Here is a 25,436-nt window from a genome sequence, read left to right as displayed (position 1 = left end):
CGCCCTGAAAACCCAAACCCGCTGGACCGTCGCCCAACAACCCGGCGGCATCCTCACCTGGACCTCACCCACCGGAAGAGACTTCACCACCGAACCCGCCACCGTGCTCCCCACCGGACCACCACCGACAGCGCCGGCGCCGGCGGCAGCGGCAGCGGCAGCGGCAGCCAACTACGACGACGCACCGTTCTGAGATTCTCAGGGCGTTGTTCCCGGTCAGTGGGCGCGGTGGTCGACGAATGGCATCCGCGGCCCGTGTCGGGGAGCACGGGGCACCCCACTGTGCTCTACCAGGCGCACCACCCGGTAGCGGTGCGGGCGCCATTTCGCCAGGGCGGCCACCATCTGCTCGTCGTCGAATGACCGGCCGAATAAGGCCTGTCCGATGACCTCGGCGAGGTGGTAGTCGCCGACGGAGAGCGCATCAGCGTCGCCGAGTGCCCGTTGCGCGACCTCGGCGGCGGTCCAGACGCCGACCCCCGGCACGGAGCGCAACCGCGCCATTGCCTCGTCAGGGTGCAGGTCGACACACCGCTCCAATTGCCGCGCAACGGCAAGGACCGCCATCACCGTTCTCGACCGTCGCGGATCGACGCCGGCCCTGTGCCATTCCCAGGACGGGATCAACTGCCAGGTGCGAATGCTCGGGACGACCAGCATCGGCCCGGGGGTCGGCCCGGGGGCCGGTGTCCCGTAGGCCCGCACCAGTCGCCGCCAGGACGAGGTCGCCTGCACGGAGATGACCTTCTGTTCCAGGATCGCGGGAATCAAGGCCTCCAGCACCCGGCCGGTCTTCGGGACGCGCAACCCGGGGTGCCGACGGTGCGCGCTTTCGAGCACAGGGTGGTCCGGAATGAATCCGGCCGGGTCGTCGTCCCCGCCGAGCATGGTCGGTGCCGCGTCGACCGCGGCCCTGGCACCGTCACCCCACGCCTGGCAGACGATGGTGTGCAGGTCTGACTGGACGAACCGCATCGACGCGGGCCCGTCGTCCGTCAGGGTGGTACGCCAGAGCGATCCGTCGCCCGCGACCTGGTGGGTCGGGTCTGCCCCGCCGCGGCGCAGGCGGTCAAGGGTGAGGGCGACATCGGTCGGATGCTGCGGATGCCAGGTCGAGGCGAGATCCGGGGCGTCCGTGGCTGGGAGAATCATCGTCCTCGTCGGCTGTGGCCCGATGGTGACCGCAGGCTCGCGGTGGAATCGGGCACCAGGGCAGGAGCGTCTCGATCGGTTCGATCGGTTCGTCAAGTTTAGGCGTGTCTCTAACCAGGACCGGTGCCGACAACGACGAGTCGCTGCACACCAGCAGCTCCGGGTGCCGGAACTGCCCCAGATGGTCCGGGTCTCTCCGGCACGGATGCGGCAGGTCCGCCCCCGTGACAAAGGGCCCTATCCCGGCGTGCCATTGCAGCAGAATATGGCGGTACCGGGCGAACGCCCGGCATCACGACGCGAGAATCGAGCCATTATGCCCCGTACCTCTGTTGTCACCGGAGCCGCCAGCGGCATCGGGAAGGCCACCTGCGACCTGCTCCGCGAGCGCGGCCAGCAGGTGATCGGCGTCGACCTCCACGACGCCGATATCATCGTCGACCTCGCCACCGCCGCAGGCCGGTCGGCCCTTCTCGGTGAGGTCACCGAGCGGAGCGGCGGCGTCGTCGACGCCATCCTCGCCGTCGCCGGTTCGGCCGCGCCGGTCGCGGTGACCGCGGCCGTGAACTTCTTCGGCACGGTCGCGACCCTTGAGACTCTCCGTCCGCTTCTCCTGACGTCCCCGGCTCCGCGCGCGGTCGCGGTCTCGTCGATGGCGGCTTTGTTCGAACCGGACGAGGCCCTCCTCGCAGCGTTCCTCGGCCAGGACGAAGAGCAGGCCCTCGCCAGGGCCGCGGTGCTGGCGGATGCCGGCCCCGCGCAGGCCAACCTCATCTACGGGACCACCAAGCGGGCGCTGTCACGGTGGATTCGTCGGAACGCGGCGACGCCGGCCTGGGCTGGAGCAGCCATCCCCTTGAACGCCGTCGCCCCCGGCGTGGTCCTCACCGCGATGACGGCCGAGATGACCGGCACGGAGGAGGCCAGGCAGCAGCTTGCCCAGATGGTGCCGATGCCGCTGAACGGTTTCATCGAACCGATCGCGGTCGCGCGGCTGCTGGCCTGGATGACCGGCACGGAGAACTCTCATCTCTGTGGCCAGATCGTGTATATCGACGGCGGGTCCGATGTCGTCATCCGAGGGGATTCCACCTGGTGACGCCCGGTCGCCCAGCCGTCGACTGAGCGCGCTCCGCCGGCTCACTGCTCACCACGGCGCGCGGCTCTTGTAGAATCGACCGTGGCCCTGCGCCTCCAGGACACCGCTCCGGCGTCCCCCCGGGTGCCCACGAATCACCCTCGAGAGGCAGCAATGAGCCTGATCCGGCTGAACGACGTCAGCGTACGCTTTGAGAACGCGCAGATCCTGCGCGAGGCGTTCTTCCGCCTCGAATCCGGCGACCGGGTGGGCCTGATCGGTAAGAACGGCTCCGGAAAGACCTCGATTCTCAAGCTGGTGCTCGGCCAGGTCACCCCAGACTCCGGCACGGTCACCCTCGACCCGGACATCAAGATCGGGTATTTCTCTCAGTTCTCCGAGCTCAATGGCCAGTCCACGATCCTTGAGGTGCTCGACGGTCTCTTCGGCCCGATCAAGGACATCGAATCGGAGCTGGCGGCGATCGATGCCGCCATCGCCGCGGATCCGTCGGGAAGCGCCGAACTCGACCGGCTCATCCACCGCCAGGCCGAGCTGTTCGAGGACATGGACCGGCTCGACGGCTGGGACTACACCCGGCGCATCGACACGGCGCTCACCACCCTGGGCTTCACTGAGGCCCACCGAGTGTGCGCGATTGACGAGCTCTCCGGCGGCTGGCGCAACCGCGCCGCACTGGCCAAGATTGTGCTCGAGGGCCCGGAAGTGCTCCTGCTCGACGAGCCCACCAACTTCCTGGACGTGGCCGGGGTCGAATGGCTCGAGGCCTGGTTCCGCTCCTTCCGCGGCGCCGCGATCATCGTCTCCCACGACCGGAGGTTCCTCGACGCCGTCGTCAGCCGGATCATCGAGGTCGAAAACTTCCACCTGCACGAGTACCCGGGTAACTTCGGTGAGTACGTCGTGCAGAAGCAGTTCAGGCTCAAGAACCTGGAACATCAGTTCGTGCACGAATCCGAATTGCTCGCGTTCGAGGCGGAGGGCATCGCCGACCGCAGGGCGGCCGCGAAGGCAGCGACCCGCGACCTGGGGAACCAGCTTGCCAAGATCAAGAAGGCGCGCACGCCGCGTCCCGTCGACCAGATCATCACCGAGATCTACGGCGGACTGCACGTCAAGGACGTGCTCTGCCGGGTGGAGCTGCTGAGCAAGTCCTACGGTGGCAAGGTGCTCTTCGACGGCCTGAGTTTCGAGATCCGCCGGGGAAACCGAATCGTTGTCCTCGGCGCCAACGGCAGCGGCAAGACCACCCTGCTTCGGGTGCTGACCGGCGAGGAACGGGCGGACTCCGGCGAGGTCGCCTGGGCGAGCGGGACGGCCGTGGTCTCCTACAACCAGGTGCTCGCCGAACTCGACGACACCGACACGGTCACCCACGCCGTCAACGCCATGCCGGGCAGTCTCGCCTTCACGGCGACGCGTAAATCGGTCGGCCGGTTCCTCGCGATGTTCCAGTTCTCCGAGGCAGACCTCAAACAGAAGATCGGGAACCTGTCCGGAGGTCAGCGGGCGCGGGTCGCGATGGCACAATGCCTCCTCTCCGGGGCATCCGTGCTCCTGCTGGACGAGCCGACCAACCACCTCGACATGTCCAGCACCCAGGTGATGGAACGCGCGCTGCTGCACTTCCCCGGCGCGGTGGTCGTGGTCAGCCACGACCGATTCTTCAGCGACAAGATCGCCAACCGCCACCTCGTCTTCGGCGGCGACGACGCCAAGCCGGGGGAGATCGACGTGCGCGCGGCTTGAGAGTGGCTGGGTCGCACCGTGCGGCCTACGCTAACGGTCATGGGAGCGAATGCCGACAAGCCGATCCTGCTCTTCGAGACGGTGGCCGACTGGGAAGCGTGGTTGGAGCAGAACACCGGCCATGACGGAGTGAGACTCAAGCTGCGCAAGAAATACTCCGCAGTGCCTGGGATCACCTATCCGCTGGCGTTGGAGAGCGCGCTCTGTTTCGGCTGGATCGACGGGCAGGCCGGGTCTCTCGACGACGACTACCACCTGCAGGTGCGGCCGCTGAGGCATTCGCGGGGCTCAGCTCGCAGAACCGATTCGCTATCCTCTTCCGCCTGGGCGGTCTGAAACGGGCCGAGACGCGTGCCGCGAAGATTCGCGGCTACGTGGAGATGCTCGCGGACGGACGCACGATCTACCCGCAGAAGTCCTCCTCCCGTGCGGCCGAGGAAGCCTAGGCAGCCAGGTCACGCCGCCGAAAGGCGACCGCCCCCGCGGCGAGCAACGCGACCGCGACGGCGGTGAGCCAGAGCACGCCATCGAGGTTCTGGTCCGGCCCGGGCAGCAGCGGCGAGTGCACGAAGGGGCTGAGGTCCATGACCGCCTGGGGCACCCCCCACAGCGAGCCGAATTCGCCGGCGACGATGAACGCGATGTAGGCCAGCCAGACGCCGACACCGGCCCGCGGCCAGACCCCCCAGACGAACACGGCCAGCGCCACGAGCACCCACGCGGCCGGGATCCGGGCGATCGCCCCGAGCGCGACCGTGCCGATCTGGCCGAGGTCGCCCACGGCGAAACCGTGCCCCGCACCGGCGCCCACACCGGCGACGATCAGGAGCCAGGCCACTCCGGCCAGGGCCAGCCCGCCATGCGCGGCCAGCATCCGCCCCCGCCCGACGGACGTGGAGAGGAGGGCCTCAGCATGCCCCGCGGATTCCTCCGAGCGGAGCCTGGACACGGCGACGATGCCGTAGGCGGCCACGATTGTGCCCAACAGGCCCATCTCCGCGGCGAGGAACGCCTCCGTCAGCCCCTGCTCGCCGCCCAGCGTTTGGATGATCGCCTGCATGCCGGGGGAGTTGAGCAGATCGACGACGGTGTGCGCGATGGTGCCGAGGACGGTGCCCAGGAGCCCCACAACGATGGTCCAGGCCCAGAGCGTCGGACCCTGCAGACGCCAGGCGAGGGCGAGCGGGGTGCCCAGCCGGCCCGTGGCGGGACCGGAACGCTCGCTGAGCAGGCCGCTGCCGAGGTCTCGGCGACGACGCAGCAGGAAGGCGGCGGTGATCGTGCCGGCCGTGGCGGCCAGGGGGAGCGCCAGGACCCCCCAGTGGTCGCCCGCGAAGGCCCTCACCTGCTGGTTCCAGCCGATCGGGGAGAGCCAGGACAGCCAGCCGGGGCCGGCCTCGGACAGGTCGCCGACCGCCCGCAGAACATAGGCCGCCCCGACGCCGGCCAGGGCCAGGCCGCTTGCGGCGCGCGCCCCCGTGGCCACCTGGGCGGTGGCCGCGGCCAGCCCCGCGAAACACATTCCCGTGACCGCCCAGCCGGCGCCGAAGGCGAGCGAGCCGGCCGATGGCAGGCCGGAGACGAGCAGCCCGGCAGCGGTGGCCGACCCGATCGCCGCGCTGGCCGAGACCGCCACGATCAGCGCCGCTGCGAGCGGGGCCGCGCGGCCGACGACGCCGGCGCCGACGAGTTCCAGGCGTCCGGACTCCTCCTCGGCGCGGGTGTGGCGGATCACGACGATGACCATCAGGATGGCCAGGGCCACCGCACCGAACACGGCGGGTTTGAACATGGCCAGCGCGCCAAGAGAGGTCGGGTCATAGATCCGCCCATACATGGCCACGATTGCGGCGGAGGCGTTGACCGCGCCCGCCGCCGCTATCCGCGACGCCGGTTCGGGATAGAGGCCGGCGGTCGCCGACGCGGACGACGCGGCGATCGCGGCGAAGCCGAGCACGGAACCGGGGAGCAGGAACCGATCCCGGCGCAGGGCCAGTCGAATCAGGTTGCCCGTGCCCCGCAGGTCGTCGCTCATCTCGGCGCGCTCTCATAGTGGCGCAGGAAGAGCTCCTCCAGGGTCGGCGGGCTGCTGGTCAGCGAGGTGATCCCCGCCGCGCCCAGCGCCGCGAGGAGGCCGGGGAGGCCGACAGGTTCCACGCTCGCCGTGATCCGGTTTCCGGTCACGACCACCTCGTGCACACCCGGCAGCTCGGAGAGGCCGGCCGGCATCGCCTGCACTTCGGCCTGGACCACGGTGCGGGTCAGGTGCCGCATTGAGGCGATGGACCCCGTCTCCACGACGGCCCCACTGCGGATGATGCTGACCCGATCGCAAAGGGCCTCCACCTCGGACAGGATGTGGCTGCTCAGCAGCACGGTGCGTCCGCCGTCGCGCAACTCGCGGACACAGTCCCGGAAGGTGGCCTCCATCAGCGGGTCCAGACCCGACGTTGGTTCGTCCAGGAGGAACAGCTCGACATCGCTGGCCAGGGCGGCGATCAGCGCCACTTTCTGCCGGTTGCCCTTCGAGTAGGTTCGGCACTTCTTCGTCGGATCAAGCTGAAACCGCTCCAGCAGCTCCGAACGTCGCTGCGGATTGAGGCCCCCGCGCAACCGGCCGAGAAGGTCGATCACCTCCCCGCCCGAGAGCGTCGGCCACAGCGTCACATCCCCAGGCACGTAGGCCAGACGGCGGTGCAGCTCGACGGCATCCGTCCAGGCATCGCCCCCCAGCAACCGCACCCGCCCGGCGTCGGCCCGGATGAGACCCAACAGGACTCGCAGCGTGGTCGTCTTCCCCGAGCCGTTCGGCCCGAGGAAGCCATGCACCTCGCCGGCCTCCACGCTCAGGTCGAGGCTGTCCAGGGCCCGAACCTTGCCGAAGTTCTTCGTCAGGCCCAGGATGCCGATGGCTTCGCTCATGATTTCAGCCTACTCAGCCTGATGTGCTCGGACGAGGAGGGCCATGATGGCGGCATACGGCATTGTGACCCGACCGCAACATCGGAACCCGACCAAGTTACATCCGATTCCATATGATTTTGCGAAAGGGACGAGAGAGGAAGACCCGTGGCTGCTGACCCGCCAGCGATCCGGTTGACCGGGTTGACCAAGGCGTTCGGCGCGGTCAACGCCGTTGACGGTGTCGACCTCGACATCGTCGAGGGGGAGTTCTTCTCCATGCTCGGTCCGTCCGGGTCGGGTAAGACCACCGTGCTCCGCCTCATCGCGGGCTTCGAACAACCCACCAGCGGCACGGTGGCGCTGTTCGGCCAGGACGTCACGGACCGTGCTCCCTTCGACAGGGACGTTAACACGGTCTTCCAGGACTACGCCCTCTTCCCGCACATGAGCGTGCTCGACAACGTCGCGTATGGGCTGCGGGTGCGCGGGATGTCGAAGCGGGAACGGCACGCGCTGGCCACGGATGCGCTCGCGACCGTGCGGCTCGAAGGCTTCGGCGACCGGAAGCCGGGGCAGCTCTCCGGGGGTCAGCGCCAGCGGGTTGCCCTGGCCAGGGCGACGGTGGTGCGCCCGAAGGCGTTGCTCCTCGACGAACCGCTCGGCGCCCTCGACCTCAAGCTCCGGGAACAGATGCAGGTCGAATTGAAGGAACTGCAGCGCGAACTCGGGATCACCTTCATCTTCGTCACGCACGACCAGGAGGAGGCCCTCACCCTCAGCGACCGGATCGCGGTCTTCAATGAGGGTCGGATCGAACAGCTCGGTACTCCGGCCGAAATCTATGACCGTCCGGCTTCGCCGTTCGTCGCCGCGTTCGTCGGCACCTCGAACATTCTGGACGACGACCTGTCCAGACGGGTGCTCGGGAGGGGCGGCCTCCACACCGTTCGGCCGGAGAAAATGAGGATCGCACGCGCGGATGCCGCCATTCAGGCCGATCATCAGGCGGCGGGAATCCTCGCCGAGGTCATCTATGTGGGCAGCAGCACCCGTCTGATCGTCGACCTGGACATCGGCAGACGCGTAACCGTGCTCGAACAGAACGATGCCCACCGGGTGGGCGAAGACGCACGCGGATCCCGGGTGAGGGTGGGCTGGGACGAACGCGACACGATGTCCCTCACCGCCGCCCCGATCCCCGCCGATGACATTCCTCCGCTCACCAGATCAGAACCCGCATCCCGCTCACTCGATTGGAGATTGCAATGAACCGCTCTACTCGCTTTCGCCGCACGAAGAAGTCGGCAGCCCTCGCCGGGCTGGCCATCCTCTCTGTCGCTCTCCTGGCCGCCTGCGGCACCACGGCCGTGAACACCGGGAACGCCGGCGCCAAGGCCCCGACGAAGCTCGACGCCAACGAAGGCGCGGTGTCGATCCTCGCCTGGCCGGGCTACGTCGAGGACGGCAGCAACGACCCCGCCGTCGACTGGGTGAGCGCATTCCAGGACGAGACCGGTTGTCTGGTGACCAGCAAAACCTACGGAACCTCTGACGAGGCTTTCAACCTCATGAAGACCGGTGACTACGACGTGGTCGCGGCTTCGGGCGATGCCTCGTTGCGACTGGTCGCGGCCGGTGATGTCGCCCCGGTGAACACCGATCTGATCCCGAACTACGCGGGCATCTACGACTTCCTCAAGCTGCAGGCATGGAACAGCGTCGACGGTGTCTCCTACGGCGTCCCGCACGGCTACGGCGCGAACCTCCTCATGTACAACACGGCAGAGGTGACTCCGGCACCCACCTCCTGGGACGTTGTGTTCGACAAGTCCTCGGCGTACAAGGGCAAGGTGACCGCGTACGACTCGCCGATCTACATTGCGGATGCGGCCATGTACCTGATGAGCCACCAGCCGGACCTCGGGATCACGAACCCATACGCGCTCGACGAGACGCAGCTTGCCGCGGCCGTAGACCTGCTCAAACTGCAGCGCCCGAACATCAGTGAGTACTGGTCCGACTACCTCAAGGCAATCCAGGCGTTCGAGACCGGGGACACGGTCGTCGGCACGACCTGGCAGGTCATCCGCAATTCCCTCGCCCTGGGCACCACGGCGGAGGTCGTCGTGCCCTCCGAGGGTGTCACGGGCTGGTCTGACACCTGGATGGTCGCGTCCCGAGCGAAGAACCCCAACTGCGCGTATGCCTGGCTGAACTACATCAGCAGCCCCAAGGCCAACGCCCAGGCAACCGAATACTTCGGCGAGGCGCCGTCCAACCAGAAGGCCTGCGACTTCATGGCCAACCCTGACCAGTGTTCGCTCTTCCACGCCGGCGAGGCCGACTACGCGTCGAAGATCTGGTACTGGACCACCCCCATCGAAAAGTGCGTCGACGGTCGCACCGACGTGAAGTGCACCGACTACGCGGCCTGGACGACCGCGTGGCAGGAGATCAAGGGCTAGCGGGGACCGGAGAAGAAAGACACCATGAGGGTCGCCACCGAGACGCAGCCCGCCGCACGGCCGATCGTTCCCGCCCTGCGGGACACGGTCGCCCGGCGGGGCTCGGTTCTCCTGAGCCGGCATCCGAGGCTGCGTCTCTCGCTGCTGCTTTCGGCACCGATGTTCTGGCTCGGCCTTGTCTACATCGCAGCCCTGGCGGCACTGTTGATCACCGCGCTCTGGACCGTCGACACGTTCACCGGCACGATCTCGCAGACCTGGACGCTGGACAACATCGTCGCAGTACTCACCGGGTCCCTGTACCAGACGGTGACCCTGCGCACCGTGGGGGTGGCACTGCTCGTGACCCTGATTGACATCCTGATCGCTCTGCCGATCGCGTTCTACATGGCCAAGGTGGCGAGTCCGCGGCTACAGCGGGTGCTTGTGATCGCCGTGCTCATGCCGCTCTGGGCCAGTTACCTGGTGAAGGCGTATGCGTGGCGGTCGGTGCTCTCCCGGGGTGGGATCTTCGAATGGCTGGTCGCGCCATTCGGCGGGCAGACTCCCGGCTACGGACTGCCGGCGACAATCATCACCCTCGCCTACCTGTGGCTGCCCTATGTGATCCTCCCGATCTACGCGGGCCTTGAACGGGTGCCGGATTCACTGCTCGAGGCATCAGGCGACCTGGGTGGGAAGACCTGGCCGACCCTGCGGCTGGTGGTTCTGCCCATGATCTGGCCGGCCATCATCGCCGGCTCGATCTTCAGTTTCAGCCTGTCGCTCGGCGACTACATCACGGTCAATATCGTCGGCGGGGCCAACCAGATGCTGGGCAACCTTGTTTATACGAACGTGGGCGCCGCCAATAACCTTCCGCTCGCCGCGGCCATAGCCCTGATCCCGATCGTGATCATCTTCGCCTACCTCGCCGCGGTGCGCCGCACCGGTGCGCTGGAAAACCTGTAGGGGTCATCATGAGACTGAGCCGCCTGGCCAGGGGCCTCCTGGCCACGATTACGCTCGCGGTACTCCTTGCGATCTATCTGCCGCTGGTCGTCGTCCTCGTCAACTCGTTCAGCACGAGCACCAGCCTGACCTGGCCGCCGCCCGGATTCACCCTCGAGTGGTGGGTCAAGGCCTTTGCCAGTGCCGGAGCGCTCGCCGCCGTGCTCACCAGCGTGCAGGTCGCGCTTGCGGCAACCGTGATCTCCCTGGTGCTGGGCACACTGGCCTCCATGGCTCTCCAACGCTTCGAGTTCTTCGGGCGGGAGGCGGTGAGCCTCCTGGTCATCCTGCCGATCGCCCTGCCGGGCATCATCACCGGCATCGCGCTCAATAACGCGTTCCGCACGATCCTCGGCGTTCAGCTCTCCATCCTCACCGTGATCGTCGCGCACGCCACGTTCTGCATCGTCACCGTGTTCAACAATGTGATCGCGCGCCTCCGCCGGCTCGGCACGAGCTACGAGGATGCGTCGGCGGACCTCGGCGCCGGAGTGTGGACGACATTCCGGCTGATCACCTTCCCGCAGCTGCGGTCCGCATTGTTCGCGGGTGGTCTGTTGGCCTTCGCTCTCTCCTTCGACGAGATCATCGTCACAACCTTCACGGCAGGCTCGTCGGTGAAGACTCTGCCGTTGTGGATCCTCGACAACCTGTTCCGGCCGAACCAGGCCCCCGTGGTCAACGTGATCGCCGTTGTGCTCGTGTTCGTGTCGATCGTGCCCATTTACATCGCCCAGCGCATTGCGGGGACGGAGAAGGTGATCCGGTAGTGGGCCGCTCCGAGTACGGGCAGCGGACGAATGCCGCCTAGGCTCGCACGTCGCGGCCGGTCAGGGCCAGCAACCTGGACTGGAGCGGGGCATCTTCGTCGATCGGCAGCGGTGAGGCGAAGAGGCCGCTGGCCTCCAGCGTGTCCCGTTGCGGTTCGAAGACCGTCCAGACCGCCGCGATAAGCGTCTCGTTGAGCGTCTCGTTCGCCTCCGTGGCTTTGGCGAGGTCCCAGGCGTGGATGGTGACCTCGGAGACCTGCTCCCGCAGGTAATCGAGGGCGGTCACGGTGTCAGCGGCGAGGATCACCGGCACGTCCACCGGCGTGCGCTGCCAGGCCTCCGTTGCGGCGGCGGAATAGATCCGCCACTCCGCGGCCAGATCGGCACCCAGGGGCGCCAGCGTTCGGCGGGCCTGAAGCGGGGAGAGCCCGCTGAGCAGGGGCGGAACCCACTGCTGCTCGAGAACAACGTGGCGCACCAGATCGCGCACGGTCCAGTCGCGGTCCGGCGTGGCACGGTCCCACTCGGTGATCAGCTCCACCCGAGCGGTGAATTCGTCGTGGGCCAGTTTATGTAGCGCAATCCAATCGGGCGTCATGGGTGCTCCTTTCTCTGTCGGGTGCAACGGAGTTCCCTGCCCTCGCATTCCCATGGGTTAGTGTCGCTCCATGGGCAGGCAGGATGGAAGCGACCGCACGGTCTCGGCCGCGTCCGTCGACGACAGCACCGCGACCCTCCTGCACATTGACCTTGACGCTTTTTTCGCCTCGGTGGAGCTACTCGATCGCCCGGACCTCGTCGACAAACCCGTCATCGTCGGGCACCGATCCGGCCGTTCGGTTGTGACCGCGGCAAACTATGTCGCCCGGCGCTACGGGGTAAATTCGGCCATGCCGATGGCCCTCGCACTCCGCCGATGCCCGTCGGCGGTGGTGCTCGAACCGAGGATGAGCCGGTACAAGGATTACTCGGACCGGGTGATGCGCATCTTCGGCGACATCACCCCGCTGGTCGAACAGCTCGGCATCGACGAGGCATTCCTCGACGTCGCCGGCGCCCGTCGCCTGCACGGCTCGCCGGCCGTGATCGGGGCCCAGATCAGGCGCACGGTGGAGGCCGAGACCGGGCTCACCTGCTCCGTCGGAGCCGCCTCGACGAAGTTCGTGGCCAAGATGGCGTCCGGGCGGGCGAAACCGAACGGGCTGCTCGTGGTGCCGGCGGAGGAGACGCTCGCGTTCCTGCATCCTCTGCCCGTCGGAGCACTGTGGGGGGTTGGCCAGACCACCGAGGCCGCGCTCCTCCGGCTCGGTCTGAGACAGATCGGCGACGTTGCACGCACCCCGCTCGCGGTGCTGCAGAAGGCCGTCGGGGAGTCATCCGGTCGCAAACTGCATGATCTGGCCTGGGGGAGGGATCCGCGCACGGTCACCACCGAACGCGAGGAGAAGAGCGTCGGTCACGAGGTCACCTTCGAACACGACGTCACGGATGTCGCGCGCCTCCGCAGCGAGCTCCTTCACCAGTCCGACGCGGTCGCGGCCCGGCTCCGCGGCGCGGGACTGGTCGGACGGTGCGTGGTGCTGAAGCTGCGCTACGCGGACTTCAGCACGGTGACTCGCTCGCGCACGCTCGCGGAGGCCACCGACGTCGGCAGGCGCATTTACGAGGAGGCTGCGGCGAGCTTCGAGACGCTCGCCGCCTCCGGCATCAGGGTGCGGCTGATCGGGGTGCGGGTCGAGCAGCTCGGAGACGGCGATGGACAGGGCCTTGGCCTGTGGGACCCGGATGACGATTGGCGCGGCGCCGAGCGGGCGGTCGACTCCGTCACCGCCCGGTTCGGACGCGGCGCCGTGCGGCCGGCCTCCTTGCTCAGGCCGGACAAGGGGTAGCCTGTGGGCATGACTAGCCTGCCAGAGAAGCTCGCAGAAATTTCCCGTTCCGCCGGTGTGAAGACCGCCTACGGTGATCCGGTCCAGGTAGACGGCATCAGCCTGGTCCCCGTCGCCCTCGTCTACTACGGCTTCGGCGGTGGCGAGGGCGATTCCGTCGACAACGGCGCGGGCAGCGGCGGTGGCGGCGGCGGAATGTCGCTGCCGATCGGCGCCTACGTGAAGTCTGGCGGTTCGCTGCGCTTCGAACCGAACGTCATCTCGCTGCTCGCCGTCGGCATCCCGTTCGTCTGGGTCGCGGGCAAGGCGATCTCCCGCGTGATTCGTGCGCTGAAGCGTTGAAGCGTTGAAGCGTTGAAGCGTTGAAGCTCTGAAGCTCTGAAGCTCTGAAGCTCTGAAGCTCTGAAGCGCTAAGCGCTGAGACCGCGGCCGGACCGGTCGCGGCTCGATCGTCGAATGTGTTTCAGTCGACGAAGACGTCCGGAATTCCGTCACGGTTCGCGTCGAGCAGTTCCTTCGCCTCGATCTGGCGGTAGTGGCGATTGCGCGCCCGCAACACGACGGCGGCGAGCAGGGCAGCCAGCAGCGACCCGGTCAGGATGGCGACCTTGGCATGGTCGTCGAGCACCGTACCGTGGCCGAAGGCAAGCTCGCTGATCAGCAATGAGACCGTGAAACCCACCCCGGCGAGCATCGCGACGCCCAGCACGTCGACCCAGGCCAGGTCAGGGTCCAGGGTTGCCCTGGTTGTTTTGGTGACCAGCCAGGTGGCGAGGAGGATGCCCACCGGCTTGCCCGCGACGAGGGCGACGACGATGCCGATCGCGATCGGGTCGGACAGCGCCTTCGTGAGGCCCTCCATTCCGCCGATCGCCACCCCGGCGGAGAAGAAGGCGAACACGGGAACGGCGAATCCGGCCGAGATCGGGCGGATGCGATGTTCGAAGGTCTGGGCCAGCCCCGGGCCTGCGTCTGGCCCGCCGCCCTTCCGGCTGCGGATCACCGGCACGGCAAAGCCGAGCAGCACTCCCGCGACGGTCGCGTGGATGCCGGAACCGTGTACCAGCGCCCAGACGAGCACGCCGAGCGGCAACAGAATGAGTGCACCTGCCCAGGGCTTCGTGCCGAAGAAGTACGAGTGCTTGTGGGTGAGGTAGGCGAACAGGGCGAGGGGCACGACTGCCAGCAGGAGCATCATCGGCTGGATGTCGCTCGAGTAGAAGAAGGCGATGATTCCGATGGCGAGTAGATCGTCGACCACGGCGAGGGTCAGCAGGAAAATGCGGAGCGCACTGGGCAGGTGAGAGCCGATCACCGCCAGCACGGCCACGGCGAAGGCGATGTCGGTGGCGGTCGGAATGGCCCAGCCGCGAAGCGCATCCGCTCCGCCGGTAACGTTGATGATCACGAAGAACAGGGCCGGGGTGATGACCCCACCGATCGCTGCGGCCACCGGAACAACCGCGCGGCTGAAGGAGCGCAGGTCGCCGGCGACGAATTCGCGTTTCAGTTCCAGGCCGGCGATGAAGAAGAAGATGGCCAGCAGCCCGTCCGCGGCCCAGGCGCCGAGACTGAGCTTGAGGTGCAACGGCTCGAAGCCGACCTCGAAGTCTCGCACGGCAAAGTAGAAGTCCGCGGCCGGCGTGTTCGCCAGGATCAGCGCGATGACGGTCGCGGCGAGAAGCAGGGCGCCGCCCACGGTCTCCTTGCGCAGGATCTGCGCGACGCGGACGTACTCCGGATAACTGCTCCGCCGGAAGATGCGGGCGACGGCCTGCACTGCCGGGGTGGACGGGGGTACTGAGGTCACAAAGATTCCTTTGGTGATTGTCGGGATGTCAGATTCACGGCATGACAATAGGATGTCGACCAGACTTCCCGACTCACCACGTTCCAGCGTACACGGGCACGGCGGGGCCCGGAACGGACGAGTGGCCCGAACGGTGCGTGTCGGCGGGAGAGGTCAGCGTCGTCCACCATGGAGCCAGCGCGGCACGAGCCAGGCCGGCAGGCGAAACGGACCCCGCACCGGAAGCCCGAGGAGGATCCGGCGTCGGCGCAGGATGAAACGACGCAGTAACAGGATCAGCAGCGCCGCGAGCACAAGCGGCACGGCGACGGTCACCGCACACCGGCCGAACGAGCCGCCTGGGCGCCTGGGGGCATCCGTCGAAAACCAGTCATCCCGTGAGTCTAGGCGCCGGTCTATACTCGACTACGAACACGGGAGTCCGGTCAACCGGGCTGAGAGGAAGCTTCGTAGCTTCGACCGTCGAACCTGATCTGGATCATGCCAGCGCAGGGAGGCAGATTATCTCGTACCCGTGCCCTGTTTTCTCTACGGAAAGGGCACGACAAGTGCACACTGAAACCACCATCTCCACCCGACCGGCATCACGCTCGTGGCGGGTCGTCGACATCGTCACCGCCAGCGTCATCGGCGTGGCCAGCGGCCTGATCTTCGTGGTCTGGAACCAGGCCTACAACCCCCTGAGCGGGCTGCTGACCCCGCTTCTGCCCGGACTCCAGGCGCTCCTCGGCGGCGGTTGGCTGTTCGCGGGAGTCCTCGGCGGTCTGGTCATCCGCAAACCCGGGGCGGCGCTCTACACCGAGCTGCTCGCCGCCGTGGTCTCCACCCTGGTCGGCGGCACCGCCTGGGGCGCCACCATCCTCGTCTCCGGGGCGGTGCAGGGGCTCGGCGCCGAACTGGTCTTCGCGCTCTTCCTCTACGGCAACTACCGTCTGTATGTCGCCCTGCTGGCCGGTGCCGGCGCCGGACTCGCCCTGGCGGTCAACGATCTGCTGCTCTGGTACCCCGGTTCAGCGGCGCCGTTCATCGCGATCTACACGATCTCTGCCGTCGTCTCCGGAATCGTCGTGGCCGGCCTGCTGTCCTGGCTGGCCATGCGCGGCCTTGCCCGCACGGGAGCGCTGTCGCGCTTCGCTGCGGGCCGGGCGGTTCGGGCCTCGGACTAGGACCTGCAAAACCATGACCGCCGCGAATTCTGCAACGCCCCGGAGTGCGTCCGTCGACGCCAGGGGTTGGGGCTGGAGGCACGCCGGTCGCACGGACTGGGCGGTCGCCCGGCTCGACCTGCGAATCGACCCCGGCGAACGTGTGCTGCTGCTCGGCGCATCCGGTGCCGGTAAATCGACGCTCCTGCACGCCCTGGCCGGCGTGCTCGGCGGAGACGACGAGGGCGAGCAGCACGGGCGGCTGCTGGTCAACGGCGCCGAGCCGGCAGCGGCCCGCGGGCAGGCCGGGCTCCTGCTGCAGGACCCGGACTCGCAGGTCATCCTCGCCAGGGTCGGCGACGACGTCGCGTTCGGCTGTGAGAATCTCGGTGTGCCCCGCGAAGAAATCTGGCGGCGCGTGCACGAGGGCCTCGAGATGGTGGGCCTGGACGTGCCGCTGGACCATCCGACCTCGGCGTTGTCCGGCGGGCAGAAACAACGACTCGCCCTGGCCGGTGTGCTGGCGATGAGGCCGGGGCTGCTGCTGCTCGACGAGCCGACGGCGAACCTCGATCCGGATGGCGTCACCGAGGTTCGTGACGCCGTCGCCCGGGTGCTCGAGCACTCGGCGGCGACGTTCATCGTGATCGAGCACCGGGTGGCCGTCTGGCAGGACCTGGTCAACCGGGTGATCGTGCTCGACCAGGCCGGGGGAGTGCTGGCCGACGGGCGACCGGAGGACGTGCTCGAGAACCAGGGTGAGCGGCTCTCTACGGCCGGGGTCTGGGTACCCGGACGCGGACACGGGCTTCCCGCCCGGCGGTCCGTCGCCCCCGACGCGGCGCACGGCATCCTGCTTCGCGCCGAGGGCCTCTCCATTGCGCGCACGAAGAATCTCGAGGTCGCCAGGGATCTCAATCTCACGGTGCTGGCCGGTTCCGCCCTGGCCGTGACCGGCCCGAACGGGGCCGGAAAATCGACCCTGGCGCTGACCCTGGCCGGGCTTCTCAAACCGTCCGGCGGTCGACTGCAGGCAAGCGCGGGCTTCGCCGATGGCGCGCCGGCCGCACCGATCGCCTGGACCTCGCGCCAGTTGCTGAGTCGGGTCGGCACGGTATTCCAGGACCCGGAACATCAATTCGTCGCCGGCACCGTGCGGGCGGAGCTCGGGGTTGGACCGCGAGCCCTCGGTCGGAGCGGAGCCGCGGTCGACGGGCGTGTTGACGTCCTGCTCCAGAGGCTCAGGCTCGACCACCTGGCCGGGGCGAACCCGTTCACCCTGTCCGGTGGCGAGAAGAGGCGCCTCTCGGTCGGCACGGTGCTGGCCACCCAACCGCGCCTCCTGGTGCTGGACGAGCCGACGTTCGGGCAGGACTTCCGCACCTGGCGGGAGGTCGTTGGTCTCCTGATCGAGCTGATCGACGACGGCACCGGTGTGCTGGCCGTCTCCCACGACAGTGAATTCGTCGCGGCCGTCGCCGACCGCGAATACCGCCTGCTCGGCACGGTGGCGGGACAGCCGGCGGTGCCCCGATGAGCCTGCTCACGATCCCCGTCGGCACTCGGGCCATCTTCCGGGTCAATCCGGTGGCGAAGCTGGCGGCCGCGCTCGTGCTGGCCGGGGTCCTCATGCTCACCATCGACTGGGTATCCGCCCTGGTGGCGCTCGGGTGCGAGTTCGTGTTGTTCTTTTGGGCCGGGCTCAGCGCGCGGATGTTCCTGCTCCGCACCCTGCCGGTCTGGCTGGCAGCGCCGATGGCGGGGCTCACCACGCTGCTCTACGGGCAGGCGGCCGGTCAGGTCTACTGGACGTTCGGGCTCATCCACGTGACGGAGGGGTCCAGCGAACTGGCCGTGGCGACAACCCTGCGAATCCTGGCGATCGGCCTGCCGTCGGTGGTGTTGTTCGTCACGGTCGACCCCACCGATCTTGCCGACGGACTCGCCCAGGTGGTGCGGCTGCCGTCCCGGTTCGTGCTCGGCGGCCTCGCCGGACTCCGGCTGGTCGGACTGTTCATCGAGGACTGGCGGGCCCTCGAACTGGCCAGGCGGGCCAGGGGGATCGGCGACGGCGGTGCGATCCGCCGCCTGGGCAGCCAGGCGTTCGCGCTGCTGGTGCTGTCCATTCGGCGCGGGAGCAAACTGGCGACGGCGATGGAGGCGCGGGGCTTCGGCGCCCCGATCACGCGCACCTGGGCTCGGGAGTCCAGCTTCGGCGGTCGGGAATATGCCTTGGTCGGCATTGGCCTGTTCGTCGCCCTCCTGGCCGTCTCCGTGTCGGTCGCGACGGGAAGCTGGAACTTTGTCCTCGGCTGACCGAGGCGAGCGGTCGCCGGCGATGCTCGCGCCCGTTCTGGCCGCCCTGGCCGGTACCGGGCCGGCACCCGTCGTACTGATCGACGGGCCGAGCGGTGCGGGCAAGAGCACGCTGGCCGACCTGCTGGCCGCGGCGTGGCCGGGGGAGCCGAAGCCACAGCTCGTGCGACTGGACGACATCTACCCCGGATGGCACGGACTCGACGCCGCCATCGACCACCTGACCAACCGGGTGCTTGCACCACGGGACCTGGGTCGCCCGGCCGCCTGGCAGCGCTACGACTGGGAGAGCGAGCGCCCGGCCGAATGGCACCCGGTCGATCCGGCGCGACCGCTCATCGTGGAAGGCTGCGGCGCTCTCGCCGCCGAGCATCTTCGGTTCAGCCGGACCAGGATCTGGCTGTCCGCCGACGACGGTATCCGCAAGCGGCGCGCCCTCGACCGGGACGGCGAACTGTTCCGCTCGCACTGGGACGAGTGGCAGGCCGAGTGGGAGGCCTACCTGGGCCGGGACGACCCCGAGCGGGGCGCAACGATCCGGCTCAGCGGCACGCCCGAGAACCCGTTTCTGCAGGCCGCCCACAAACCGGTCGTCCGGGGCTAGGTTGGAGACATGGTCAGCTCCGAAACAGCCAACGTCGCCTACACGGCAGAGTTCATCGACGGCCCCCTGGAGGGTCAGGTGGATTCCCGGGTGCTCGTCCACGGCAAGCACGATGTCCGGGTCAGTATGCTCGCCGCCGTCGAGGGCATCGAAGCCCTGTTCTGGTACGACGAGGTCGACGCGCGTGACGTGCAGGGGCGACTGCATGTGCGTTACCGGTTCGACGCCGGCGACAGCGACCCGTACATCCCGACCGACGAACCCAACAACCTGATCTGATTGGCCGCGGTCAGCGATTCGCCGCGATCAGCGCGGTGATCATCGGCACCGGGTTCAGCAGCCGCCAGCCCGGACCCGGTGCGCTGATCGTGCGATCGAGCACGAGCGGCGCGGAGACGGGGATGCCACCGGCTTCGACCGAGACCCGGCCGATGGTGCGCCCCGCCCGCCCCGTTGAGAAGCTGTCCAGGGTGACCGTTGCAGCACCGGGGGCCTGCGCCTGCCAACCGAACCGGGTCTTCGACGCGCGCACGGTTCCGGCCGAGGTCGCACCCCACGGGGTGGTGAACTGCACGAAGGCGTCGCCCTTGGCGAGCACGGGCAGCTCACTGACTCCGGCGCGGGCGCTCTCCATCAACGCGGTGAGATCAGCGCTCAGGCTGTCGTAGTCCGGTTCTCCGATCAGGGCGCCGGAGAACGTGAAGGCGGATTCGCCGCTTTCGATCCGGGCGGTGAAGAGAAAGCACACCCCGGCGGCATCCGTGTAGCTGCGGGAAATGCCGGTGATGCCCTCGTCGGGCAGGTACGCCGTGGTGTTGTCGACTCCACGCTGACCGACCAGGGCCGACGCCGGGTTGGCAAGAAGCGCCGAAATGACCGGGTCCGCGGCGGCCATGCCGGCCAGGAAAGCGAGATCAGTGGCCGTGCCGGCGCTGGCGTCATGCAGTCCGGTGGCGTCTGCGACCGTACTGCCCGCCAGTCCGTGCGCGGCCAGCCAGGTGTTGGCCGCCTCGACGTACGCGTCGAGGGAACCGAAGGCCCATCGGGCGAGGGTGTCGGCATGATTGTTGCTGGAGCCGAGGACCATGGCCTGCAGCAGCTCGGTCTCGGTCCACAGCTCGCCGGGGAAGACGACGACCGTACGAGCCCCGGAATTCTCGTAGTCGACGTAGTCCTGGTAGTCGGCCGCGGTGATCGGGATCTTCGGTTCCGCCGTGCCGGCGGTCAGGGGTTTCGCGTCCAGCACCACCAGGGCGGTCACGATCTTGGCCGCCGCCGCCATCGGGAGGGCATCCGTGACGCCGCCGACGGCGAGGGGGATCGTCGCCTTGATCGCGGCGGCATCGGGGGTGGTCTCGCCCGGGGCTACGGTCTCCTGGGCGACGATGGCGCTGCCTCCCCGGTCGGGGAGAACGGGCGGGAACGGGCTGGCCGTGGCGGCCGCGGGGGTCACCCTGGTGGCGCTCACGTCCGGGAGCGGACCGAGGAGGGTGGCTGGACCGTACACGCCGATCAGCAGGATCGCGAGCGCGCCGACCGTGATGCCGATGAGGCGGCCGGGGCGGAATCGAGTCATCTGCTCAGGCTAGCAAGCGAGGGGTCATCCCCAGCCGAGCTCGTGCAGCCTGTCGTCATCGATGCCGTAGAAGTGCGCGATCTCATGTACGAGGGTGATGTGGATCTGGTCGCGCAACTCGTCCAGGTCGACGCACAGGGCAAGGAGCGGTTCGCGGAATAAAACGATGCGATCGGGCATCTCGCCGAAACCGTACTGTCCGCGTTCGGTCAGGGCCACGCCGTCATAGAGCCCGAGGGTATCCAGGGTGCCGTCCTCGGGGCGGTCCTCGACCACGAAAATCACATTGTCCAGCCCGTCGACCATGTCGTCAGGGAGGAGATCGAGCTCGTCGACGACGAGGCGTTCGAACTCTTCGTTGGTGTGTTGCAGCATCCGTTCAGCATCTCACGGCGCTGAAGACCGGAGGGTTAAACGCAGAAGCTCCACACGAGGTGGAGCTTCTGACCATATGGGGTGAGTAACGGGGCTTGAACCCGCGGCCTTCCGGACCACAACCGGATGCTCTACCAGCTGAGCTATACCCACCATGCGCTGCCGGTCTCCCGGAGGAGAGGCAACTCAAGAATTCTATTACACGTTTGGACTGAAATTGTTCACCGCGTCGACCGCGCGCGATTTTGCCTCGTCGCTGGTGGGTCCGGGGTCGGACACGAACACCGTCTGGCGGTAGTAGGCGAGCTCGCGGATGGACTCCAGGATGTCGGCCAGCGCGCGGTGTCCGCCGTCCTTCGCCGGTGCGTTGAAGTACACCCGCGGGTACCAGCGCCGGGCGAGTTCCTTGATCGACGACACGTCCACGTTGCGGTAGTGAAGCTGATTGTCCAGGCGCGGCATGTACCTGGTCAGGAATGCGCGGTCCGTGCCGATCGAGTTTCCCGCCAGCGGAGCCTTCTGCTCGGCCGGGATGAACTTCAGCACGTACTCGAGGACCTCGAACTCGGCTTCGGCGGCACTGACCCCGTGGGGGATCTCGGTGATCAGCCCGGAGGTGGTGTGCATGTCCCGGACGAAGTCACCCATATTGGCGAGGGCGGAGTCGTTCGGCTTGATCACGATGTCGAGGCCCGGGTCGATGATGTTGAGGTCGTAGTCGGTGATCACGACCGCGATTTCGACGAGTTCATCTTTGTCCAGGTCCAAACCGGTCATTTCACAGTCGATCCACACCAACCGGTCACTACTTTTTGTCATGAGGCGAGTCTAGCGGCGGCCGCCGACCGGCCCCTCGGGGTCGATCCGACACCGGTCGTAGACTGGTGTCCGACCTCGTCGGCGTCCGCGATGTCACCCCAGTCTCGAAGGAACCTCGATGGAACTCACCTACTTCTCCACCGCATTCTGCGAGCCGTGCCGCCAGACCAGGGCAGTGCTGGCGGAGGTGGAACGCCTGGTGCCCCAGGCGAGGGTGCGCGAGGTCGATGTGGTCAGGGACCCGGCCGAGGCCGAGGCGAACGACATCCGGATCACCCCGACGGTCATCGTGCATGATGCGGCCGGCGCGGAGGTATTCCGGGCGTCCGGCGTGCCCACCCTCGCCCAGGTGCTCGTGGCGATCGCAAAAGCCCTGTGAGCAATCCGAACCCTGCGAAAACGCCTCGGCACTCCCCGGAAATTAAGGGAAGTCGGGCCCACCGCACGTGGGGTAGCCTTGAAACGCACTTTCCGCCCCCGTAGCTCAGTGGATAGAGCAGCGGCCTTCTAATCCGCTTGTCGTAGGTTCGATTCCTACCGGGGGCACCACTCTTCCCGAGCGAGAACCGGTCCCGGCCGCCGACGAGGGATAGGGGCTGACCCCGGTGAGGGTTGATAGATTCGGTGTATGCGAGAACTACAGGCGAGAATCATCGCGGAGCTGAACGTGTCCCCAACCATCGACCCCGCGCATGAGGTGCGCCGCCGCACTCAGTTCCTCGTCGACTACCTGTTGCGTACCGGGGCCAAGGGCCTCGTGCTCGGGATAAGCGGAGGCCAGGATTCGAGCCTGGCCGGACGGTTGTGCCAGCTGGCCGTGGAACAACTCGGTGCGGAGGGCCACCAGGTCACCTTCCTGGCCGTGCGCCTGCCCTACGCCGTTCAGCGCGACGAGGATGACGCCCAGTTGGCCCTCGGATTCATCCAACCCCAGTCCGTCACCACGTTCAACATCGCGCGGGCCGTGGATGGAATCGACACGGAGTATTTCGACAGCACGGGCCGGGAACTGCCCGACTTCGACAAGGGCAACGTCAAGGCCCGCGCCCGGATGGTCGCCCAGTATGCCCTCGCCGGTTCGCAGGGACTCCTCGTGGTCGGTACCGACCACGCCGCGGAGGCGGTCACCGGATTCTTCACGAAATACGGTGACGGTGGAACCGACATCCTTCCGCTCACCGGGCTCAGCAAACGGCAGGGTCGTGCCCTGCTGGTCGAACTCGGTGCCCCGGAACGTCTCTACCTGAAGCCGCCGACCGCGGACCTGCTCGACCACAACCCCGGCCAGACCGACGAGGCCAACCTCGGTCTGCGTTACGAACAGATCGACGACTTCCTTGAGGGACTCCCTGTCGACGACGAGGCCGGGGACGCCATCGAGAAGAGGTACCTCGCTACCGAGCACAAGCGTCGAGTGCCCGCGTCGATGTTCGACGAGTGGTGGCGCTAGCCACCTGGCTCGGCCCGGGACCGCTGGGCGCAAGACACAGGCACCGCCCGGTTCTAAAACCCGACGATGCCTGAGAACCTGCGCGAACCGGAACGGTAGTGGGTCGGGCGGCCGAGCGCTAGGAAACCGTGTACGGGGCGGGGCGAACCTCGAGCGCCTGCACGTCGTCGAGGAGACGCTGGGTCTCCGTCGACGGTGCGGCGGGAGCTGCGGCGTAGTTGACTGGCGCGGGCACCGGGTCAGGCTGCGGGGTGTGCTGGTCGTGGTGCTGCTGAGCGGCCCACGCATCCTGTTCGGCGAGAAGATTCTTCTCGGACGTGGTGCTCGCCGCCTTCCAGCGGTCGAGGTCGCTGAGGAAAACCTTGCGCGCCCGTGCCGGCTTGTGCTGCCATTCGATCAGGCGATCACGGAACTCGAGCAGGGCCGGTTCAAGCTGGTAGCCGAAGGTCGCGGAGGTTCGCTTGAGCTCGGCCAGCTGGTGGGCCGCCCAATTCGCGGCCACGGCCGATCCCTTGATCGGCAGCAGCCGCAGCTGAATGTCAGCCTGGCCGACGGCGCGGTCCGCCATCACCTGCTCCTGGGGGCTCAGGGAGTTCCAGACGGATGCCTCGGTCGCTGCGTCGACAAGCGCGCCGATCACCGCCGTCTTGAGCTCCCGGTCGTGCTGGGTCAGCAGATGCCGGATGGCTCCACGGGAGATCCACGCGGCCAGCACGCTGGCCACGATGATCGCGACGACGAGCACCACTGCGCTGAAGACCACGGACTGATTGCTGGCTGCCGTGAGCCAGGACACGAAACTATTCCACCACTGCATGAGCGGCACTTTACCGGGACCCATGCCGGTTCGTGGGGAGCGAGCCCGGCGTGCCCGAAAGGTCGTGTCGGAGTTGGTCAGGCGAGGGCGCGAGAAGGGTCATCGGAAGCAGGCGGCAGCGTCGTCGATGTTCCAGAACGTGCCGACAACCATCGTGCGCGTCGCGGCGAGGAGGCGCCGCGCCGCGAAGCGTTCGTCGACGCCGTCGGTGCTGCGCTCAATGTGGCCGAGTACGGCCCCGGTGCGGTTGACCACCCGCCAGAGCCCGTCACCGACGTGCAGCAGGGTGAGATCGCGCAGGGTGAGATCGCGCAGGGTGAGATCGCGCAGGGTGAGATCGCGCAGGGTGAGATCGCGCAGGGTGAGATCGCGCAGGGTCGCGGTCGGCGCTGGCGGCAGGGACCGGTCGGGCATGGCGCGATTGGACCGGGCGAGGTTCGGCATGGTTCGGCCGGGCAGGGAAAGGCTTATGGACATGAAATCCTCCGAAATCGGCCGGCCGCGGTTGATGATGCCCTCACGCTACGACCTACCGCCGACATTCACCCCGCTGTGGCCGGCTCCGTTCCCAGGGACAGGTCCTGAGTGGCCAGATCCAGGTCGACGGCTTTGTTCACCCTGGCCGTCTGGGCCACCACAATCCCGCCCAGCACGAGCAGCACCCCGGCCGACTGAACGAGGTCGAGCGACTCGCCGAGCCACAGGAACGCGAAACCGAACGCGAAGAGCACCTCGGACGCGGAGACGATGCCCGCGGCCGTCGCCGAAAGCCGGCCCAGCGCCATGTAGGAGAGCAGGTACGGCGCGAACGACCCCACGACGCCGTTCCAGAGCACAAGCGCCCACAGCGGCAACGCGAGTGCCTCGAGGTTGCCGTGCAGGGGAACCTGCTGCGCCAGCGTTTGCGGTTCAACCTGCCACCACGCGCTGAAGACAAGCCAGAAGAGGCTCGCGAAGAGCATCGACCAGAACGACACGACCAGGGGAGAGGTGGAGGTGACCTGTCGCTCCCCGACCAGGAAATACACGGCCAGGCAGATTGCGGCGGCGATTCCGGCAAGCACCCCGAGCGGCGCGAGGGTACTCGCCCAGATCTGCGCGACCACGGCCATACCGACGAGCACGCAGCCGATCGCCACCCAGATCCTCGGTTTCACCCGATCCTTGAAGACGAACCGGGCGACCAGGGCCACCAGCAGCACCCCGGAGTACTCGAGCATCAGCGCGATGCCGACCGGCAACAGGCTGATCGCCACGGCGTAGAACCATTGGATGAGGGCGACCCCGGCCACGCCGAGTAACGCCATCACGGCCACCTGCCGTCGACTGATCCGAAAGCCCCGGCGGTTGGTGAGGAGCAGCAGGATCCCCGCGAGCACCGCGATGATGGTCACCCGGTAGAACGTCAGCTGGGCGGGGGAGAGCCCGGCCTCCACGATCACCTTGGTGGTGCTGCCGTTCAGGCCGAAGAGCAGCGACGCGAGGAGAGCGTAGAGGTAGCCCACG

General features: G+C 67.7%; 29 protein-coding genes, 2 tRNA genes, 1 pseudogene and 1 riboswitch. Of the genes and pseudogenes, 19 read left to right on the top strand and 13 right to left on the bottom strand.

Going from position 1 to position 25,436, the window contains the following annotated elements; genetic code table 11:
* Positions 1-193, top strand: a pseudogene (locus QMG61_RS12255) (hypothetical protein); the annotation flags it as partial.
* 23 nt (positions 194-216) lie between these two features.
* Here the strand turns inward: QMG61_RS12255 and QMG61_RS12250 are convergent.
* Positions 217-1,152 carry a DNA-3-methyladenine glycosylase family protein gene (locus tag QMG61_RS12250; protein ID WP_283494606.1) on the bottom strand — a complete coding sequence of 312 codons (936 nt, stop codon included), beginning with the start codon at positions 1,150-1,152 and terminating at the stop codon, positions 217-219.
* Positions 1,153-1,468: 316 nt separating this feature from the next.
* Here QMG61_RS12250 and QMG61_RS12245 point away from each other — a divergent pair, with 316 nt between their 5' ends.
* The 4 genes from QMG61_RS12245 to QMG61_RS17445 all read left to right on the top strand — a co-directional run bounded on the left by QMG61_RS12245 (position 1,469) and on the right by QMG61_RS17445 (position 4,446).
* Entirely contained in the window at positions 1,469-2,251 is a 783-nt protein-coding gene (locus tag QMG61_RS12245) for an SDR family oxidoreductase (protein ID WP_283494605.1), read from the top strand.
* Between the two features lie 153 nt (positions 2,252-2,404).
* Positions 2,405-4,000: an ABC-F family ATP-binding cassette domain-containing protein gene (locus QMG61_RS12240; RefSeq protein WP_283494604.1), complete on the top strand. Its 1,596-nt coding sequence runs from the start codon at positions 2,405-2,407 to the stop codon at positions 3,998-4,000.
* A 39-nt stretch (positions 4,001-4,039) separates the two neighbouring features.
* Positions 4,040-4,336, top strand: a complete 297-nt coding sequence (locus QMG61_RS12235) for a YdeI/OmpD-associated family protein (protein ID WP_349358408.1) — start codon at positions 4,040-4,042, stop codon at positions 4,334-4,336.
* On the top strand, positions 4,312-4,446 hold the full coding sequence (locus QMG61_RS17445) for a hypothetical protein (protein ID WP_349358413.1): 135 nt from the start codon (positions 4,312-4,314) through the stop codon (positions 4,444-4,446). The genes QMG61_RS12235 and QMG61_RS17445 overlap by 25 nt, the downstream gene beginning before the upstream one ends.
* On the opposite strand, the gene QMG61_RS12230 is transcribed toward QMG61_RS17445, so the two are convergent.
* Positions 4,443-6,035: an ABC transporter permease gene (locus QMG61_RS12230; RefSeq protein ID WP_283494603.1), complete on the bottom strand. Its 1,593-nt coding sequence runs from the start codon at positions 6,033-6,035 to the stop codon at positions 4,443-4,445. The genes QMG61_RS17445 and QMG61_RS12230 overlap by 4 nt on opposite strands.
* Positions 6,032-6,922: an ABC transporter ATP-binding protein gene (locus QMG61_RS12225; protein WP_283494602.1), complete on the bottom strand. Its 891-nt coding sequence runs from the start codon at positions 6,920-6,922 to the stop codon at positions 6,032-6,034. The genes QMG61_RS12230 and QMG61_RS12225 overlap by 4 nt, the downstream gene beginning before the upstream one ends.
* A 147-nt stretch (positions 6,923-7,069) precedes the next feature.
* Between QMG61_RS12225 and QMG61_RS12220 the strand changes: the two genes are divergently transcribed.
* From QMG61_RS12220 to QMG61_RS12205, 4 genes are read left to right on the top strand one after another with little or no spacing between them, the layout of a single operon-like run.
* A complete protein-coding gene (locus QMG61_RS12220; protein ID WP_283494601.1) occupies positions 7,070-8,173 on the top strand; it encodes an ABC transporter ATP-binding protein in 1,104 nt (367 codons plus the stop codon).
* Positions 8,170-9,369 carry an ABC transporter substrate-binding protein gene (locus QMG61_RS12215; RefSeq protein ID WP_283494600.1) on the top strand — a complete coding sequence of 400 codons (1,200 nt, stop codon included), beginning with the start codon at positions 8,170-8,172 and terminating at the stop codon, positions 9,367-9,369. Before QMG61_RS12220 ends, QMG61_RS12215 begins: the two co-directional genes overlap by 4 nt.
* Positions 9,370-9,393: 24 nt before the next feature.
* Positions 9,394-10,320 carry an ABC transporter permease gene (locus tag QMG61_RS12210; RefSeq protein WP_283494599.1) on the top strand — a complete coding sequence of 309 codons (927 nt, stop codon included), beginning with the start codon at positions 9,394-9,396 and terminating at the stop codon, positions 10,318-10,320.
* An 8-nt stretch (positions 10,321-10,328) separates the two neighbouring features.
* On the top strand, positions 10,329-11,129 hold the full coding sequence (locus QMG61_RS12205) for an ABC transporter permease (RefSeq protein ID WP_283494598.1): 801 nt from the start codon (positions 10,329-10,331) through the stop codon (positions 11,127-11,129).
* A 37-nt stretch (positions 11,130-11,166) separates the two neighbouring features.
* Here the strand turns inward: QMG61_RS12205 and QMG61_RS12200 are convergent, their stop codons facing one another.
* Positions 11,167-11,727: a TIGR03086 family metal-binding protein gene (locus QMG61_RS12200; protein WP_283494597.1), complete on the bottom strand. Its 561-nt coding sequence runs from the start codon at positions 11,725-11,727 to the stop codon at positions 11,167-11,169.
* Between the two features lie 70 nt (positions 11,728-11,797).
* Between QMG61_RS12200 and QMG61_RS12195 the strand changes: the two genes are divergently transcribed.
* Together QMG61_RS12195 and QMG61_RS12190 are read left to right on the top strand one after the other, a co-directional pair.
* Positions 11,798-13,018 (top strand): DNA polymerase IV, encoded by a 1,221-nt coding sequence (locus QMG61_RS12195; protein WP_283494596.1) that lies wholly within the window; start codon positions 11,798-11,800, stop codon positions 13,016-13,018.
* Between the two features lie 9 nt (positions 13,019-13,027).
* On the top strand, positions 13,028-13,360 hold the full coding sequence (locus QMG61_RS12190; protein WP_283494595.1) for a hypothetical protein: 333 nt from the start codon (positions 13,028-13,030) through the stop codon (positions 13,358-13,360).
* 121 nt (positions 13,361-13,481) lie between these two features.
* Here QMG61_RS12190 and nhaA read toward each other — a convergent pair whose 3' ends face one another.
* Complete coding sequence (gene nhaA, locus QMG61_RS12185) at positions 13,482-14,828, bottom strand: Na+/H+ antiporter NhaA (protein ID WP_283494594.1); 1,347 nt, start codon at positions 14,826-14,828, stop codon at positions 13,482-13,484.
* Positions 14,829-14,981: 153 nt separating this feature from the next.
* Positions 14,982-15,131, bottom strand: a complete 150-nt coding sequence (locus QMG61_RS12180; protein WP_283494593.1) for a hypothetical protein — start codon at positions 15,129-15,131, stop codon at positions 14,982-14,984.
* A 100-nt stretch (positions 15,132-15,231) separates the two neighbouring features.
* Positions 15,232-15,340: riboswitch (TPP riboswitch) on the top strand.
* A 36-nt stretch (positions 15,341-15,376) separates the two neighbouring features.
* On the opposite strand from QMG61_RS12180, the gene QMG61_RS12175 reads away from it, so the two are divergent.
* The 5 genes from QMG61_RS12175 to QMG61_RS12155 are packed head-to-tail and all read left to right on the top strand — an operon-like array spanning position 15,377 to position 19,172.
* Positions 15,377-15,994: an ECF transporter S component gene (locus QMG61_RS12175; protein WP_283494592.1), complete on the top strand. Its 618-nt coding sequence runs from the start codon at positions 15,377-15,379 to the stop codon at positions 15,992-15,994.
* A 13-nt stretch (positions 15,995-16,007) separates the two neighbouring features.
* Positions 16,008-17,510 (top strand): ABC transporter ATP-binding protein, encoded by a 1,503-nt coding sequence (locus QMG61_RS12170; protein WP_283494591.1) that lies wholly within the window; start codon positions 16,008-16,010, stop codon positions 17,508-17,510.
* A complete protein-coding gene (locus tag QMG61_RS12165; RefSeq protein WP_283494590.1) occupies positions 17,507-18,289 on the top strand; it encodes an energy-coupling factor transporter transmembrane component T family protein in 783 nt (260 codons plus the stop codon). The genes QMG61_RS12170 and QMG61_RS12165 overlap by 4 nt, the downstream gene beginning before the upstream one ends.
* A gap of 22 nt (positions 18,290-18,311) precedes the next feature.
* Positions 18,312-18,893 carry a nucleoside/nucleotide kinase family protein gene (locus tag QMG61_RS12160; protein ID WP_283494589.1) on the top strand — a complete coding sequence of 194 codons (582 nt, stop codon included), beginning with the start codon at positions 18,312-18,314 and terminating at the stop codon, positions 18,891-18,893.
* A gap of 9 nt (positions 18,894-18,902) precedes the next feature.
* Complete coding sequence (locus tag QMG61_RS12155; protein ID WP_283494588.1) at positions 18,903-19,172, top strand: hypothetical protein; 270 nt, start codon at positions 18,903-18,905, stop codon at positions 19,170-19,172.
* Positions 19,173-19,182: 10 nt separating this feature from the next.
* Here the strand turns inward: QMG61_RS12155 and QMG61_RS12150 are convergent, their stop codons facing one another.
* The 4 genes from QMG61_RS12150 to orn form a co-directional block, all read right to left on the bottom strand.
* Positions 19,183-20,469: a D-alanyl-D-alanine carboxypeptidase family protein gene (locus QMG61_RS12150; protein WP_283494587.1), complete on the bottom strand. Its 1,287-nt coding sequence runs from the start codon at positions 20,467-20,469 to the stop codon at positions 19,183-19,185.
* A gap of 24 nt (positions 20,470-20,493) precedes the next feature.
* The gene (locus QMG61_RS12145; protein ID WP_283494586.1) at positions 20,494-20,844 is read right to left on the bottom strand and encodes a metallopeptidase family protein; all 351 of its coding nucleotides are present in this window, start codon (positions 20,842-20,844) and stop codon (positions 20,494-20,496) included.
* Between the two features lie 77 nt (positions 20,845-20,921).
* A tRNA-His gene (locus QMG61_RS12140) sits at positions 20,922-20,997 on the bottom strand.
* 45 nt (positions 20,998-21,042) lie between these two features.
* A complete protein-coding gene (gene orn / locus QMG61_RS12135) occupies positions 21,043-21,663 on the bottom strand; it encodes an oligoribonuclease (protein ID WP_283494585.1) in 621 nt (206 codons plus the stop codon).
* 118 nt (positions 21,664-21,781) lie between these two features.
* On the opposite strand from orn, the gene QMG61_RS12130 reads away from it, so the two are divergent.
* From QMG61_RS12130 to nadE, 3 genes are all read left to right on the top strand, one after another.
* A complete protein-coding gene (locus QMG61_RS12130; protein WP_283494584.1) occupies positions 21,782-22,042 on the top strand; it encodes a thioredoxin domain-containing protein in 261 nt (86 codons plus the stop codon).
* Positions 22,043-22,136: 94 nt separating this feature from the next.
* A tRNA-Arg gene (locus QMG61_RS12125) sits at positions 22,137-22,212 on the top strand.
* Positions 22,213-22,291: 79 nt separating this feature from the next.
* Positions 22,292-23,113 (top strand): NAD(+) synthase, encoded by an 822-nt coding sequence (nadE, locus tag QMG61_RS12120; RefSeq protein WP_283494583.1) that lies wholly within the window; start codon positions 22,292-22,294, stop codon positions 23,111-23,113.
* 118 nt (positions 23,114-23,231) lie between these two features.
* Here the strand turns inward: nadE and QMG61_RS12115 are convergent, their stop codons facing one another.
* The 3 genes from QMG61_RS12115 to QMG61_RS12105 all read right to left on the bottom strand — a co-directional run bounded on the left by QMG61_RS12115 (position 23,232) and on the right by QMG61_RS12105 (position 25,435).
* The gene (locus QMG61_RS12115) at positions 23,232-23,930 is read right to left on the bottom strand and encodes a hypothetical protein (protein ID WP_283494582.1); all 699 of its coding nucleotides are present in this window, start codon (positions 23,928-23,930) and stop codon (positions 23,232-23,234) included.
* Between the two features lie 99 nt (positions 23,931-24,029).
* Positions 24,030-24,407 (bottom strand): hypothetical protein, encoded by a 378-nt coding sequence (locus tag QMG61_RS12110; protein ID WP_283494581.1) that lies wholly within the window; start codon positions 24,405-24,407, stop codon positions 24,030-24,032.
* Between the two features lie 65 nt (positions 24,408-24,472).
* The gene (locus QMG61_RS12105) at positions 24,473-25,435 is read right to left on the bottom strand and encodes an EamA family transporter (RefSeq protein WP_283494580.1); all 963 of its coding nucleotides are present in this window, start codon (positions 25,433-25,435) and stop codon (positions 24,473-24,475) included.
* Between the last annotated feature and the right edge of the window lies 1 nt (position 25,436).

The sequence above is a fragment of the Cryobacterium sp. PH31-AA6 genome (assembly GCF_030063195.1).
Lineage (GTDB): Bacteria > Actinomycetota > Actinomycetes > Actinomycetales > Microbacteriaceae > Cryobacterium.
Note: the sequence above shows the minus strand (reverse complement) of the source record. Positions and strands in the feature narration are given on the sequence as shown.